We start from the raw sequence: 15,783 nt of genomic DNA, 5'->3' as shown, positions 1-15,783 counted from the left end.
TCAGCCCTTAAACTACAGCCCTATTCTTTTTAAAGTTCTCGGCTTGCTCAAATATCTCTTTGTACACTTCATCCCTATCAACAGGCGGATATTTAAACTTCGCCAGAAGCATTATTAAGTCAACTTTAAGCTCAGCTTTAATATCATCCCGCTGACTCCAGTCAGTATATTTGGCGATATCGTCAACAACTTCTTTTACGGCTTTTGATAATTCAATTAACTTATCTTCAGGATATTCGAAATCGTATTTATGAGCTAAGGCTAAAAGAATATCGTAGAAGGCTTTTTCTTCGAAATCGATCCCAAGCTCTTCAAATGAACCCATTTCAGTTTTTAGTTCGCCGAACATGCCGATTATTTCTTCTGAAAACTCTTCTAGCACCTCACTAACCAGGACATCGTCTTCTTTACGTTCATTGTATTTTTCGACTAGCGCTTTAAACTTCTTGGTGAAGTCTATGCCTTTCGCACGGTTGACCTTTTTAAATTCATCGATAGCTTTGGCTAACATTTGTTGAAGCAGAATTATCTTGGTATTGGGTAATTTAATCTTATCTATTTTGGCCAGGTAATCATCGTCAAAGATATCGACTTCACTTTCGGCAGTACCAAGTTTAAAGATTTCTTCTACCCCATCGCTCTTGAGTGCTTCTGCGATCATTTGGCGGACTTTGGCATTCATTTGTGCCGTGTCTGGCGCATTACCTTTGGTTAGTTTGTAGACAATGGAGCGAACTGCAATATAGAAATGAATATAGTCCTTTTCTTCCTGGTTGAGTTTTTCGCTGCCGCAGCAGATATCGTAAGCGGTCTTTAGTCGTTTCACCAGGGCCATAAAACGATGCTCTAACTTCTGGCTTCTCAGAACAAACTCTGCGGCATTATTGAGGCAGTTGAGCTGGGCCACTGGCTCGCCAGTGAAATATGGCGAGTCGTCAAATTTATGGAACATTTTATTGAGGAGATCCAGGTGATCTTTAACAACTATTACTGACTGGGCAATATCCTCAAAGTTTGTCTCATCGGTTTTTGAGTATTGGGCTAACGCTTTGTTCATCTGCGTTTTAATGCCGATGTAATCAACAACCAGGCCTTTGTCTTTGCCTTCAAATTTACGATTAACTCGTGATATGGTTTGGATAAGATTATGACGCTGTATTGGTTTATCGATATAAATGGTATCCAAGAATGGCACATCGAAACCGGTGAGCCACATATCAACGACAATGGCTATTTTAAAATTCGACTTTTCGTTCTTAAATTGACGATCTAGCTCTTTTCGATACTCTTTAGTGCCAAGCAAGTCCCATAGCTCTTTAGGATCATCCTTGCCACGGGTCATTACCATTTTAACCCGCTCCATGGGTTTAATCTTTTTGCGTTCTTCATCAGTGAGTGTAACGCCTTCCTCACACTCTAATATTTCAAACCACTCTGGGCGTAGCTCTTTTAGTTCTTTGTAAAAGCGATAAGCCACATTGCGAGCACTACTGACAAACATGGCTTTACCTTTAAGCGTAGAGCCTTCGCTAACCCGTGTTTCATAATGGGTAACAAAGTCTTTCGCTAATGCTTCTATACGGTCAGGATCGCCTAGGATCAATGTCATATTTGTGGAAGCTTTTTTACTCTCTTCAATCTGGTGTTCATTGCTGCCTTCTTCGGCACATTGCTTATAGTACTCTTCTATTTCTTTTAATTTTGCATTGTTTAAAAGTACCTTGGCCGCACGGCCTTCATAGACAATACGAACAGTTATTTCGTCCTTAACCGATTCGGTCATTGTGTAGGCATCTACAACTTCACCAAACACATCGAGCGTCGCGTCTACAGGAGTGCCAGTGAAGCCGACATAGGTTGCATTGGGTAATGAGTCATGTAAGTACTTTGCAAAACCGTAGGTGCGCTTTACGCCCTGCTCTGTAATTTTAACTTTTTGGTCTAGATTAGTTTGAGAACGATGTGCTTCATCTGATATACAAATCACATTACTTCGCTCAGTGAGTAATTCGGTATCTTCAGTAAATTTGTGAATTGTTGTCAGAAAAACGCCGCCACTGTTTCGGCCTTTAAGTAATTCTCGCAGATGGTCTCGGCTTTCAACGGCTAGAATGGTGTCATCGCCTATGTATTTCTTGGCGTTAGTAAATTGTTGTGATAATTGATCATCTAAATCAGTTCTATCTGTAATCAAGATAATGGTTGGACTTCCAAATTCAACGCTCTTCATTAATAAGCGTGATAAGAATTGCATGGTAAAACTTTTACCGCATCCAGTTGCACCGAAATATGTTCCGCCCTTACCATCGCCTTCAGGCTTTCGGTGTTCTTTAATATTGTCATAGAGCTTGTTAGCGGCATAGTATTGAGGATAGCGACAGACAATTTTTACTTCTTGGTTGGATGTATCAGGAAAATAAATGAAATTACGGATAACGTCACGCAATCGTCTTTTGTCGAACAATCCCTGCAACATGGTGTGCAAAGAGTTAATGCCCTCCTTTTCAATCGATTCGTCACCGGTCACTTTTCGCCAAGCATAGAAGAATTCATAAGGAGCAAAGAAACTGCCCATCTTGTTGTTTACGCCATCACTTATCACACATAATGCGTTGTAAACAAACAGCTTTGGAATGTCTCTCCGATATCGAGTGGTAAGCTGAACATAGGCATCATGGATAGTAGCTTCTTCTTCTCGAATTGCGCTCTTGAATTCAAAGACAACAACCGGGATACCGTTAATATATAAAATGCCGTCAGGAATACGCTTAATTCCACTTGGGCCTTCAATTTCTAGTTGATTAACTATTTTGTAAATATTCTTGGTTTGATAAACCTTTTGAGGTTCATTTGTTTGATCTCCCATAACATCGAGATCTTGTGCATTAGGTTGTTTGAGTTGAGTAAGGTCGTTATAGTCGATCAGCTGAATGTATAAGTCTTTTTGGGTGTGATCTTCTCGTTTTAGTAAAAAACCGTCACTTAACCATTTACAGAAGGTTTTGTTACTTTCATATAAATCACCAGATGAAAGTGATTCAATTTGTTTAACGATAGTATCGATTTCATTGGAAGTTATATTATCTTCAGCATACTTATCCAATAAAAATTTGTGTAAATCTGATTCTATCAGCACATCTGCATTTATGCGTTGAATATCGTTCCCAGCGACATAAAGAAAGCCTTGCCTCTCGAACAATTCAATTATCGCTTTTTCTAACTTTTCTTCTGTAAACTTCATTGCTCTTCCTTGACCTTTATAGAAGTTTTTATACAAACCTGATCTTCCTTCAGATTAATATTCATCCAATATTTTAGTGACAAAACACCTATATTCTCATTCTCCTCACTAGCATCATACATTACTTGAACGAACTGCTCCTCGGTTATCGGAGAAAACTGAATAGATTCAAATAGCTCTTTAGTTGTTAACAGAGAGAAGTTAACATCGGAGAAAGAAATGCTATAAACTAATATTTCTCCTAGATGACAAATATAGTTATTACCAAAGCCGTCGGCGAATGTTATTTTATATTTATCAGCTAATTCTTTATTATGTCGAGCATCATAAAAAACATCACTCAACTCATCATCACCGACAAACAATATTGGGCGTTCTATTGAAATGGCTAAACCTATAAGTTCAAGTACGTTGCTTTCTGCATCAGAGTATTCTCTGACATCCGAAGCCTGGTACTTTAAAAGCGCCCTTAAAATATTAATTTCAACATTGTTATTAGTTGCAGACTTCAACCACTCTTCTTCATTGATTGCTCGATTGGCATCAACGTTTGAAGCAATATTTTGCTTCAAATAATCCTGAATATTAATCTTAAACGAATTTTCATCACTCATTCCTCCATCTAAACTTACAATCTTAAACAAGTTTATTGGGAAATTTACAAGTTGCTGTTCTCTACTGTTAAAAATCTCTGAACAGACAACACCAAATTGAGTCAACAATTCTTCATCAACTTCTGCCTGCGCAACCACTTCATTTTGCCGTTGGTTTATTGCATCAATTGTTTTCTGTATTGAATATTTAAAATTGTCGATATTTTGATTAAATTCATCTTGAGTTAAAAGCACTGGATTTTCGATTTCATCGGATAATTTAATCCAGTCTGTTAGATCTCTTACCAACGACTCTTGATCCACATGTCGAAATGCGTTAGAAAATATAATGTCAAACCACTTTTGTTCTAGCTTCCATAAGCTAGCAGAATGATATAACGCGATTTCCACATAGGCTCTATTCATACTTTTAACATCATTCGACCCCCAGCCGGTATAAATGCGGCCAGATACTCGTCGCTTCTCGTTTAGTCGACCAAATGAATCAAGTACTTTTGACAACCAAGAGCCATAACTTCCCTCGCCATAATTAGAATAATCTCTGTGTCTGATAAACGCACCTAATATATCACTCGCTTTATTAACAGACTTTCGTCTTCTACCAACCCCACCAGTTGGGTGAATTGCTTTACCTGCTAGTAAAGCTTTAACATATTCCCCAATTTTGTCGTTGTCACCGGAAGCAGGCTTCAATAATATGTAGCACGCAGATATTATTCTTAAGTCAAAAACCGCATTAGTAAGTGCTAAATTAAATGCAGGCTTAAGATTAAAATCATTACCATTTAAAATTATTTGCCAAAGTTCTGTATCTGGACCTTCAAGCAAGATATCGTGAGTAACTAATTCAGAACGCCACCAATATTCTTCGAGGCCTTGAGTTCTTATAGCAAGTTTCTCAATCCAGTTATTTAACATATCGACACCCCAACCTGCTGCTTCCATATTGTTATGCCTTAGTGCAGAAATTGTCGTATGAGCTGTAAATTCAAGATGTGTTAAAAACAGAGGTAATGATTGCTGTATATTTTTCGAGCGTTTACTTCTAGGCTCTATATAATCCAACCAAGCTTCCCATGCTCCAACGAAGTCTAAAAGCACATCTTCATATTTACTAGCTATACGCATATCAGTTGACGTTGAACTATATGAGCGCCACTCCATCAACAGTGACCAAATAAAATAACTTCCCTGAATCAAGGAGAAACCTTCTTTATTTACTAGTTTTTCTCGTCGTAAGAAGATTCGCTTGTGCAGATAGAGCATTTCATCAAAAAACTCAATGTTTTCTGAAATCAATTCTACTGAAGCCTTAGAAAGTCTATAATACTCAGACAAAATTTCGTCTAGATAGCTACGACTGAAGAATGTAGCTGTCGGTAGTAACAACCAATTATCTTCTTCTTTATTATCATTTAAAAAACTTAACGCAGAAGCGATCTCTATGTGCCACCTTACGATATTGCCGATTGCATACTTGAATTCACCAATATTCTGATCTCGAATTGAATCATTTGCGGTACCAACAAAACCGAGCATCATTGAGGTTAAACTTTTGTCAGAGTCTTCCTCATCTTTATCAGTTTTAATGCTAGCTTTTATAACTGCTTTAGAAACCCACCCAATATCAATTCCAATATACCTTACGACTACAAGGCCCTTTTCTTTTTCTGTCGTCCAAATCGGTTGTACAACTACTTCTGGTTCAGCACCTGTATCAAAAAGCAACCAACCAAATCCTTTTAATGAAGTTAGACGCTTTCCTAATTTAATTCTATTTATCCAATGAAGAACTTTTAGTCGATAAACATGGTATCGAATCACAATATTTATGATGGAAAAATATACGTTGTTAACACATACTTTATCCGTTGACCTTAACTTAATTTCACTATACTTGTCGTCAGAAAACTTATATGTCCTAACTTTTAATACGTTTTCATCAGGACTAACCAAAAGCTTCTGATGTACAGCGTTTTGCAATAATAATTGTCTAATTCGATGCCGAATGTCGATTTCACACAATTCGTGAATAGTGTAACGAACAATAAGCCTGTCTCTCTTTGATTCATCTAACATCAGGAAAGTTACAGTAAAAAACCAACTTGTTAACAAAACGTTAAAGAACAACCACAATGCGGTTGTTATGCAAATTGCTAGATATGTTGACTCATCCATTGATGCGCTTAGAAAGTAACTGGCTATTATAAACATTGATAATAATAGACCGCTTAATCCGGCGAACATGAATCCGGAATACATTTGATAGATAGGAAACAATGTCTTCTTGGCGGATTTAGCTTGAAAAAGTACGCCAATCAAACCGATAACAAGTGGGTAAACAACACCAACGATGGTTAATTGACCAGCTAGAAATCCTCCTTGCCAGTCAATTAGCTTTGTCCAATGAGGAAATAACTCCATCGCAACCGGACTCAATTTTTCTTTCCAGATTAATAAATTTGCAATAAAAAGACTTGCTAGAACTAAGGCGAGAAAAATGTAGTAAGTGTGCCTTTGAGACCAGCGTAGAATATTGTGCTCCATCAAATTCCATTTGCTAGATTGAAACGCTTCATTTTGATAGAGCGTTTCATTTATATTTTTATCTACATGATACTGAAGTGAATTAAATATTCTCCTTATCCAAAAAAACAAATTTACACCTCTATTTTCAATTCCGGAATAGAAAACTCACCAGATATTAATTTAGGCAATAGAGTATCCCTAATCTTTCCAAGTTGTTCACTTTGCTCCATAGAATCAAGCGCTTTTGCAAAAAATGGAGTCAAATAATGATTTACAAAGTAATCTAAAAGCTCTTGTTCTTGAGGTAAAATTGATATGACTTTTTTAAGTTCTTTAAACGTTATTTGTGGAAAAGTACCTGAGCGATGTTCGGCTACATGCTGAAGTTCATTCACAGTTTTTTCTTGAGTCAAAATAAAATAAGGTAATATAGGATTCACACCTTTACGCGCTCTTAACACCATTAGCTTAGTAGATACCACATAATCCTGAGCATCAAAGTTTACGAAAGCGAACCGTTTATTTTTTGGACGGATCTCACTATATAGAATATCGCCGTTAGAAATAGACTTTTTAGCCTGACCAGGCAAACCGTCAGTAGCTGAATAGTTATTGTGAAGAAACTTGCCGTTTTCTATATCACCAGTATTTAAAAATATAACTTCATTAACGTCTTTCAACTTATAAGTGTCAGAAATTGAATCAACTAAATCATGAATACTTACTGCCAACCATCCCTTAGGCACCCACCCCAATTCACTCTCTTCAAACTCACTCGGAAAAAGCTGTCGAATATCATCTGGCACCGACTTAAAGTTACCATCAGCTATCACTGCTTTGCGTTGTTCTGCTTTCGCTTGGAGTTCTTCAGGAATTGAATTACCAGCATCTAATGCATTATCAATAACTGGATCAAAATCTACGAACCAGCTTTTGAATAAAGCTTGCGCCATTTGTTCTAAAGTTTGGTTGGTTTGGAAAAGGTTTATTGATTTATCAAATAATGCTTTACCAAGCTTTTTTATTTTCTCCCTTTCTTCTTTAGGAGGAACTTTGATCGGGTACTCCGATAGTAATTTGGTATCAAACTTACCAGCCCCAATCCCTGTACTTTCAACAATTGTCAATAATTCTCGTTCTTTAGCTTTGAACCACAAAAGCAAATACCAAGGATCTAGGTATTCCTCATCTGCAACGAGACATTTCACATCTTGATTAAATGCTACTGGCCTTGTCGTTATACCAACTTGCATTTTTTGATGAAGAATGCTTCCTCGCACCAAAACCAATATACTATTTTTAGGAGCCAAGCGAGAACCATTTGCGAGACCTTCTTCGGTTATCTTTAATTTTGAATCTGTATATAAGTGTCCATCCATGGATGAAGCGCTAATCCACGGAATGTCACCATTCCAGTAAGATGCTTCAGTCTTCTTGGGAGTTCCGCCTGAAGACCATTTGGTCACATCTCCTAACTTTAGAGTCTGCCAGTTACTCATCATAACCTAACACTCCTAAGTTATGTCGAATCACTTTATCTAGAGCTTCTGCCTGCTCCATTTGCTCGTATAAAATTTGGCTTAATTCCTTCATTTTGACTTCAAACGGAATACCATCATCTTCTAATTCAGCTGCGCCTACATAACGCCCAGGCGTCAGCACAAAATCATTGGCTTTAATTTCTTGCAAAGTCGCTGATTTCGAATAGCCTGCTTTATCTTCATAATTACCATCTTTTGTCTCACCACGCCAAGCATGATAGGTTCGAGCAATCTCAGCAATATCATCAGCGGTAAGTTCCTTATGAACGCGACTAACCATAGTGCCCATTTCACGAGCATCTATGAATAAAGTCTCTCCTTGTCGATCACGATAACCATGTTCTTTGTCTTCTTTTTTGTTTTTGGTTATAAACCACAAACAAACCGGAATTGGCGTTGTGTAAAACAACTGACCAGGCAAGGCTATCATGCAGTCGACTAAATCATTCTCAATAATTTTTTGACGAATCTTTCCTTCACCTCCAGTATTTGATGACATAGACCCATTAGCCAAAACAAAACCAGCTGTGCCATTTTCACTCAACTTGGAAATCATATGCATGATCCAGGCATAGTTAGCATTCCCTGTCGGTGGAACTTCATAACCAGCCCAACGTGGATCATCCATCAACTCAGAATCTGCTCGCCATTGCTTTTGATTAAATGGCGGGTTCGCCATAATGTAATCAGCTTTTAAATCAGGATGCTGATCTTTAAAGAAACTATCGCCCGCGACCTCACCTAAATTGCCAGAAATACCGCGAACAGCCAGATTCATTTTCGCTAGCTTGTAAGTCGTATTGGTGTACTCCTGACCATAAATAGAAATGTCTTTCTTATTGCCTTTGTGGCTTTCAATAAACTTAAGCGATTGCACAAACATTCCACCGCTCCCACAACACGGATCATAGATAGTGCCTTTGAAAGGTTCGATCATTTCAGCAATAAGACTAACTACAGCTTTTGGCGTATAGAACTCTCCACCGCCTTTACCTTCACTGGCGGCAAATTTACCCAGGAAATATTCGTAAACACGACCAACCAAATCTTCTTCGGTCATATGGCATTCATTTGCCATAGTATCAATGTTATTGATGGTATCGATTAGGGCCGCCAGTTTGCTGGAGTCAAGCCCAAGACGAGAGAAGTAATTGTCTGGTAGTGCGCCTTTAAGTGAAGCGTTGTTTTTTTCAACTGTGTGTAATGCCGTATCAATTTTGACAGCAATATCATCTTGTTTGGCATTAATCTGCACAAACGACCAACGAGCCTCTTCTGGTAAATAAAACACATTGTCCTTAGCGTAAAACTCAACCATGTCGACATAGTCACCCATGCCTTCTTCTTTTAATTTTGCTCTTTGCTTTTCAAATTTATCGCTGATGAATTTTAAGAAGATAAGGCTTAATACGATATGCTTGTATTCCGAAGACTCAACACTACCTCGGAGTTTGTTTGCTGTATCCCAAAGAGATTCCTCAAACCCTTTATCATTCTTGTTATTTTTCTTACTTTTAGCGGCTGTCGCCATATTGCTTAGTTCCTAACTTACTTTGTTTGAATTGATTATTTTATAAACAACTTTTGTGAGTTGTCATAGATTATAAATTGAACAGCGCTGGCTTATTTTTTCTTTTTACACCAACAACTTAGATAAAGAAAGTATCGAATTGCAACTATTCAGTCAATGTTAATTGTGATATCTCAAAAATTGAAAGCGAATATTCAATTACAAAGGCACCTAATCTCTAAAATCAATATTGATTAATTCTATTAAAGACTTGTAATTCTAATCAAAAACTATGCTTTTTTAGGTTTTAGATTGATTTTGACTGAGATAAGTTCTTTTAGTCCATTTTAGCAGTGACTAAACGTTGAGACTGCTAACAAACTATTTTACTAGTCCAAACCGGGTTTGGCCTAATCCAAATGATGACTACAAGGATGTGCCTTTTCTTGCTTATATTCTTAAAACGGCCAATTTATGTTATCCATATGCTCGTCGCATGAGGAAGCATAGGTAGGATCGATCTGCCTTGCGTAAGCAATTAAGCCCTGGATATGATTTTTTAGCCCCATTACAGACTCAAATCCTCGGCGTTCAGCGTGTTTGGCTGGACCTATATCGGAACGGCATAGGAAATGAAAGTGCATTCTCAGTTTTGCACGAAATTCGCGAGACAGCTTTGGAGAATTACCATCAACAAGCAATCCAAGGACAATTTTCCTAGCTCCAGGAGGGACGATTTGAGTTTTCGTTAAATTAGGTTTCAACCCAATTGCATTCATTTTCTCATATATAGAAATTATTACTTTTCTTGCTATAGTTCGATCAAAGCTTTTATCATTAGTAGACAAGCACAAATCGTCTGCATAGCGCGAATAAACAAGATTGTTATCTAAGGCTATTTTTGATACTGCACTATCAAAATTTTTCATTGCTAAATTTGATAGCATTGGACTAGTTGGTGCCCCTTGCGGAAGATGCCCAATTGCTCTATTTCTATATCTCGATATTTTGTGATACTTACTGAAGGAGCTACTCTGCCATGCGGGATGACGTCGCAGTCTTGTCTCAGTTCCCAATTTGGTGCAAAGCCGAGACATCTCGAAAGAGATGAGTGGTTGGTAACCCAAAGTTCTAAACACGCGATATGCAGCGATCTCGGAAAACGATTCAAAGAAATTACTTACATCTAGTTTAATCATCCAAGTACAATTACAGTGCAGTGTCGCAGCTTGTATAATCTTACTATTTTCTGCATACGCGAAACTTGCTGTATGAACCTCACCAAACTTGAGAATATTCTTCGCTATCCATTTTTGCACTATCATCAATTGAGGGGAAGGAATACTAATAATTCTGTATCCTCTGTTTCCCGAGCGTTTGTTTTTCTTATCTAATTTAAAAACCTTGTACGGTTCTATGTAATTCCTTTCAACTAATGAACGTAATACAAAATAATCAACTCCCGTTAAATGGGAGATATGTCGCAAGGAAAAGATAGGGGGTAACCTTTTATCTACAGCCTGAACCGCACTTGCTACCTGAATGGCATTCTCAATAACTTTCGGGTCAACATTATTTGCCTCCCCGGCTTTCCTAAATTGCTGAGGGCACCAAATATGCATCTACTTTGACACCGTCAGGTGAGTTCTATCGCGGTTTGCCGCAAGTCTTCGCCACGCGCAAAGCGCGATAGACCTTAGCGCAAGCGCTCGCTCAAACAAAGAGTAGCAGTATTCTGCACCCCTCAATCGTGCAATAAAGATAAAAGCACGTTGTAGTTGACTAGTTAGGCCAACATTAACTAGAAGCAATTTGCGGTGCCCTCAGCAATTTAGGAAAGTATATTTTCTCGCTATTTTTCTGGCATTGTACAATACTAGATTTTATTTTTCTTGCATGCGACAACTGCCCTTTACCTGCTGCTGTTAAATACAGCTTTTCACTAATCCAAGACCATTCTTTCGCTTTTTCTATTATGATTTCTATTTCAGGTATAGTAAGACCTGTTTTCCTAGCTATCGCCTCACTAAAACGAGGGCCTCTTCTTAGTGCTGCAAGTATCATTAGGATTTTCCTTCCTTCTACACTCGTTTTAGGAATCCAATACCCTTTAGCTAATCTAGTTTCATGCAGCTTTTTAAGCTTTTTTTCCAAAGTGATCTTGCTGTTTTCTTGACTAAATATACGCCTTAATTTGGATGTTTTCCTTTTAGGGAATAATGCTATCCATTTGTTTTTAACTGACTTGTGTAAAATCCGAGGACAATTGTTAGGGCAGCCATGGGAGAAAACAATAAGTGCTCCACTTCCTTTGTAACCAAGCGATTCCTTAGAGTCATGATCAATAGGGTCATAATTTATACAAAGATTTTTAATACTTATCGAAAGTGGTAAATCGAATTCAGAAGTTATGGTAGGACAGGGCTTAACGAGATCAACGGTAGGTTTGCACTTATGTGACATTACCCTTTTTATTCCTAAATCACTACCAGAGTATGCAATAACTCCAAACGACCACAATTTAAGCGACTTCCAGCTTTTAACACTTGCAACTCGCCAGGCTGACTCAAAATATTCAAATGCTCGATTTCCAGTTCCGATAAGATCAGTAACTAAAATAAATTTCCGAACTTTTTTAGTTCTTATTTGTTTTGGACTTGGATGGCAAATAAATTTCTTAGGAAATTCTGTACAAAGCTCTGAAATAAGCCATGAAATAATACCTTCACTGCCAACTTTTAAATCATAATTCTTGGTAGGTAGCACGGGCTGTGGTCCACCACCATAAGCTCTACGATTTTTCTTTCTATAAGGTTCTTTATATAATCGATTCGGGACTCTATTTTTGCCTCTTCTTATTTCACGTTCAGCATATAGTGCGACCATTCCAGGTACTTTGTTTGTCTTATCTATTATTCGCTGTCTAAGCCCATCAATAAATTCATCATGTCCAACTAGAGTCAATTCATCTAGTAATTTTACCGCAAGACTTTGCTCATCAACACTAAACTGTTTGACCCACTCAATTCCCACTTCCGTTTTTGATAATCTCGACATTCGATTCCTTTAAATTACTCGATTGATTACTCATATTCTCATTTAGCAGTTATATCGATTTAACTCACTTTCATTCAATATTTAAAATATCTTAGTCCATTTGGCGAACTAAATTTTCTAATCTTTCAATTAGTTTTTCCTTTTCAGGCCAAAGCTTGTAAGAATAAAGCCAACCTTTACGCGGCCCTATTCGAATTCGCCCTGCTTTCGACGAAGAAGCAACTGCTGTAATTTCTATGGGTGTGGCGTCAGCTTTTGCCAATGTCCATTGGAGACCGCCTCGTCCTTCTCGAATATCGTGAATAATGCATTCAAGCCCGTTTTCCGAGATTCTCAATTCCGTAGTTTGTTTGGCTGTGGAGAATATCTCAATTCGGTCTTCCGATGGTTCTATATGCTCGTCTGATAAGTACTTTCGATATCCATACCAACCAACCCAGCAAGCAATTAGAAACTGACCAAAAGTTGATAGTGACGCGAGTATTTCCCAGCCTGAAGGTTCAGTCATAAACTTAACTCAGTTTTTAGTATTAAATTAACAAGCCGATCCCGAATTATTAAAACGCGATAAGCTCCTATGGCACCCTTAGAAAACACACTCCTCTAGTGGCGGTACTAATTCAAAAGAATATCTATCCCTTCATAGGGGTCTACTTCCAAAGCGACACAATATTGCACAAACTCATAAACGTTTAATTTACGCTGAAACTTCTCCACTTTACTCACTAACTGATGGGGTTCATCAATTAATCGCCCTACGTCACGTATAGTTAACCCCTTGGCTTCCCTTACTGATTTTAGCCAAGTGATTAGGTCTTCGTATTTATTATCATGGACACCTTTTTTCATCTTGTCCCCATTATGGTGCCATGGTATAGTTGGCACCAAATCAGGGCCAAACTAACAGTTTTGCTGTGATTTATCTACACATAATTTATTAATAATTATTTATGTGTCGAAAAGGCATACAGAATGCCTGCCGCCCGCATAGGCGAAGCTGCTTAAAATCAAAAGCTGATGCATCTGATTTAAAACATTCTTTAACCTTCCGGTTGGTTAAAAAGCGGGCTTAGCCAAAACGGATTTATCGCTAGGTGAAGAATGAAGAATAATATAAAACCGAAACAACGCCCTTTCCCGTCTATTCACTTGGACAAATTTATTTCATCTTTTAAACGTAATGTTAAAGAAAAGGCAAGATTCCGACAGTATCTAACCGGTAAACAATATACTAAATGCAAGGAATCAGTGTGTGTTGATAAAGGATTTGCAAGTCAACATGAATTCAACAAGGCACTTGAAGCGTTGTCTGCGCAATCTGTAAGTAACAGCCAGAACGAGCATAGAGCGAGCGCTCTGTTTTGTGAGCAATTTCTGCCAGGCTCAAAATACTTCCTAATGAAAGGTCATTTAGAACTATTAATTGATAAAGAGGATATATTGAACTCACATGCAATTGTTCACGGAGTTTATTTGGATGGGAAGTGCTGGCCACTAGACAAAAGCCTCTACCCTGAAACTTTGCCACAAGCAAGCCCAGTAGACTCTCCAGCAGAATCATTAAACTCTCTGAGAATGGCGGGTCAGCGCGAAATCTACATTCTAAATAAACAGCTTCATTTAGATTTGTGGCTCGACGGCTGGGGTGGAATTGCATATGTTGAGGAAAAACTAGCCAAGGTTAGTTCTCTACTTTCGTGCTGGCTCGATTTAAACAAGACCATCAAGTAATGATTTAGGAATTGCCAATGTGGGATATGGAATTAAACAATGGATGTATGTTGACCGTGTACGAAAAAGTAGATGACAAATTTCTAGTAATTGGTCATGTATTACAGGCTCGTGTATTCATGGATCATAAGGGAAGGTTTAGCATCAATTATCCGCTTACCACTTCATTAGTCAGAAGCATTTCAGACCCGTATGAAAACGATGTCAGAATAATTGTCACCCATGACATGATTTGGCGATACAAACACGTTGGCAAAATTTCCAATAGCACAGCAATGTTCATGGAAGTTAAGCACTTGTGGATAAAGTGGATGACGACACCTACCTACATGGATGCGTTGGCGGCAGCAAGACAAGCTTTAAAGGTTGGTCCTAGAAAATTGAATTGGCCTATTGAGCCATTGTGAGTAGCCAAAAACAGACGCGATGAGAACTGAAACTGCGATATAGCAGCACTTTCGAATAGTATAGATTAGGAGAGCTTTTGAGGGCTATATAATGCTCTGATGTCCTACAGACTAATTCAGCGGCACTCCTTCATAACTTATTTTCTTTACTTTAGCTATGCTAATATTTTATTTTTAATCAGTCGATCAAATCTAAACCTTTCATTGTATTGGCAACAGTTATGTCAATGTAATCACTTGCTCCATGTCGTTTAAGAGCATCCCAATATGGATATTCATTCTTATTTTCTACTCTTTCCCAAAACTCATCACTATAAAACTTTTCTCCGAAGGTAGATTTTAGCTTCAATACTTCAGATGCCAGTGCCCGATTGTTACCATAATCACTCCATTCCGAATCCAGTTCATCTATAAAGAGTAAGCCTTCTTTAATCCTCCCATTTGTCAAATACTCAATACTTTGCTTATACTTCTTTTTTAAATCAGTACCTTTAACTCTAAGCTGCTTTAAAAATTCATCCGCTTCTTCACCTTGCATACTAATTAGATCATAATCACGAAGTACTTTAATTCTTCCCCTTAAACTTAGAACTTTGTTTTGCGCCAATCTATATACTTTATCTGACAACTCCTTCCTAGCCTTTATTTCATCCGCAACCACTTTGCAACTATAAGATTTAGTGACACTGAAACAACTTTCTACCTCCTTTAGTGCTTCGTCCAATTCATAATCATCAAAATGTGCCTGTGCTTTTATAAGATAGCTACCATGTATTCTATTGAACTCTATGTAGTTTCCTAATGCTAGATACTTAAGGTTTGTTGCCAAACTTCCCCCAAAGTATGCCAGAACAACTACAAAAGATATAATTAACATCCCTACAACTAACCTTTCTACCTTGGCTCCCGCCAAGACCACGCTTTTTAAATTTAGGTAATTTGATTTTAAAATTGCTAGCGTTAAAACAAGTAAAAGAAACACTATTCCTAAATAAACCAATTCATCACCCAAAATTTCTAAACCAACTGCAAGAATGTTTATGTTACTAACTAACGAAGATATCTGAGAAACCACCACTAAAACTACGGTTAATAGAAACACAAGTGCTTTCCAAGACCAAAAAATGCTAGATTCTTTATTTTGATTAGCCAT

At 37.7% G+C, this 15,783-nt stretch carries 11 protein-coding genes; 2 read left to right on the top strand and 9 right to left on the bottom strand.

The genetic code is table 11. The annotated features are described in order from the left end of the window. Window positions 1-7 precede the first annotated feature (7 nt). The 8 genes from FLL45_RS19840 to FLL45_RS19805 all read right to left on the bottom strand — a co-directional run bounded on the left by FLL45_RS19840 (window position 8) and on the right by FLL45_RS19805 (window position 13,341). A complete protein-coding gene (locus FLL45_RS19840) occupies window positions 8-3,241 on the bottom strand; it encodes a type I restriction endonuclease subunit R (protein WP_142943808.1) in 3,234 nt (1,077 codons plus the stop codon). Next, on the bottom strand, window positions 3,238-6,513 hold the full coding sequence (locus FLL45_RS19835) for a hypothetical protein (protein WP_142943807.1): 3,276 nt from the start codon (window positions 6,511-6,513) through the stop codon (window positions 3,238-3,240). The genes FLL45_RS19840 and FLL45_RS19835 overlap by 4 nt, the downstream gene beginning before the upstream one ends. A 2-nt stretch (window positions 6,514-6,515) precedes the next feature. Then, window positions 6,516-7,886 (bottom strand): restriction endonuclease subunit S, encoded by a 1,371-nt coding sequence (locus FLL45_RS19830; protein ID WP_142943806.1) that lies wholly within the window; start codon window positions 7,884-7,886, stop codon window positions 6,516-6,518. Further along, window positions 7,876-9,456 carry a class I SAM-dependent DNA methyltransferase gene (locus FLL45_RS19825; protein WP_142943805.1) on the bottom strand — a complete coding sequence of 527 codons (1,581 nt, stop codon included), beginning with the start codon at window positions 9,454-9,456 and terminating at the stop codon, window positions 7,876-7,878. The genes FLL45_RS19830 and FLL45_RS19825 overlap by 11 nt, the downstream gene beginning before the upstream one ends. Window positions 9,457-9,893: 437 nt before the next feature. After that, window positions 9,894-11,057, bottom strand: coding sequence for a reverse transcriptase family protein (locus FLL45_RS19820; RefSeq protein ID WP_142943804.1), 1,164 nt, complete (start codon window positions 11,055-11,057; stop codon window positions 9,894-9,896). A 175-nt stretch (window positions 11,058-11,232) separates the two neighbouring features. Beyond that, window positions 11,233-12,492 carry a phosphoribosyltransferase-like protein gene (locus FLL45_RS19815; RefSeq protein ID WP_142943803.1) on the bottom strand — a complete coding sequence of 420 codons (1,260 nt, stop codon included), beginning with the start codon at window positions 12,490-12,492 and terminating at the stop codon, window positions 11,233-11,235. A gap of 91 nt (window positions 12,493-12,583) precedes the next feature. Next, window positions 12,584-13,000 (bottom strand): hypothetical protein, encoded by a 417-nt coding sequence (locus FLL45_RS19810; protein WP_142943802.1) that lies wholly within the window; start codon window positions 12,998-13,000, stop codon window positions 12,584-12,586. A gap of 107 nt (window positions 13,001-13,107) precedes the next feature. Continuing rightward, the gene (locus tag FLL45_RS19805) at window positions 13,108-13,341 is read right to left on the bottom strand and encodes a helix-turn-helix domain-containing protein (RefSeq protein ID WP_142943801.1); all 234 of its coding nucleotides are present in this window, start codon (window positions 13,339-13,341) and stop codon (window positions 13,108-13,110) included. Window positions 13,342-13,593: 252 nt separating this feature from the next. Between FLL45_RS19805 and FLL45_RS19800 the strand changes: the two genes are divergently transcribed. Together FLL45_RS19800 and FLL45_RS19795 are read left to right on the top strand one after the other, a co-directional pair. Continuing rightward, window positions 13,594-14,223, top strand: a complete 630-nt coding sequence (locus FLL45_RS19800; RefSeq protein WP_142943800.1) for a hypothetical protein — start codon at window positions 13,594-13,596, stop codon at window positions 14,221-14,223. A gap of 17 nt (window positions 14,224-14,240) precedes the next feature. Continuing rightward, a complete protein-coding gene (locus FLL45_RS19795; RefSeq protein ID WP_142943799.1) occupies window positions 14,241-14,630 on the top strand; it encodes a hypothetical protein in 390 nt (129 codons plus the stop codon). 178 nt (window positions 14,631-14,808) lie between these two features. On the opposite strand, the gene FLL45_RS19790 is transcribed toward FLL45_RS19795, so the two are convergent. After that, window positions 14,809-15,783, bottom strand: a complete 975-nt coding sequence (locus FLL45_RS19790; RefSeq protein ID WP_142943798.1) for a hypothetical protein — start codon at window positions 15,781-15,783, stop codon at window positions 14,809-14,811.

The sequence above is a fragment of the Aliikangiella marina genome, assembly GCF_007004765.1.
GTDB lineage: Bacteria > Pseudomonadota > Gammaproteobacteria > Enterobacterales > Kangiellaceae > Aliikangiella > Aliikangiella marina.
Note: the sequence above shows the minus strand (reverse complement) of the source record. Positions and strands in the feature narration are given on the sequence as shown.

Coding starts and splice junctions, on each gene's coding strand:
- FLL45_RS19840 (WP_142943808.1), bottom strand. CDS start 3,241: ATGAAGTTTACAGAAGAAAAGTTAGAAAAAGCGATAATTGAATTGTTC.
- FLL45_RS19830 (WP_142943806.1), bottom strand. CDS start 7,886: ATGATGAGTAACTGGCAGACTCTAAAGTTAGGAGATGTGACCAAATGG.
- FLL45_RS19825 (WP_142943805.1), bottom strand. CDS start 9,456: ATGGCGACAGCCGCTAAAAGTAAGAAAAATAACAAGAATGATAAAGGG.
- FLL45_RS19820 (WP_142943804.1), bottom strand. CDS start 11,057: ATGCATATTTGGTGCCCTCAGCAATTTAGGAAAGCCGGGGAGGCAAAT.
- FLL45_RS19815 (WP_142943803.1), bottom strand. CDS start 12,492: ATGTCGAGATTATCAAAAACGGAAGTGGGAATTGAGTGGGTCAAACAG.
- FLL45_RS19810 (WP_142943802.1), bottom strand. CDS start 13,000: ATGACTGAACCTTCAGGCTGGGAAATACTCGCGTCACTATCAACTTTT.
- FLL45_RS19805 (WP_142943801.1), bottom strand. CDS start 13,341: ATGAAAAAAGGTGTCCATGATAATAAATACGAAGACCTAATCACTTGG.
- FLL45_RS19800 (WP_142943800.1), top strand. CDS start 13,594: ATGAAGAATAATATAAAACCGAAACAACGCCCTTTCCCGTCTATTCAC.
- FLL45_RS19795 (WP_142943799.1), top strand. CDS start 14,241: ATGTGGGATATGGAATTAAACAATGGATGTATGTTGACCGTGTACGAA.
- FLL45_RS19790 (WP_142943798.1), bottom strand. CDS start 15,783: ATGGCTAATCAAAATAAAGAATCTAGCATTTTTTGGTCTTGGAAAGCA.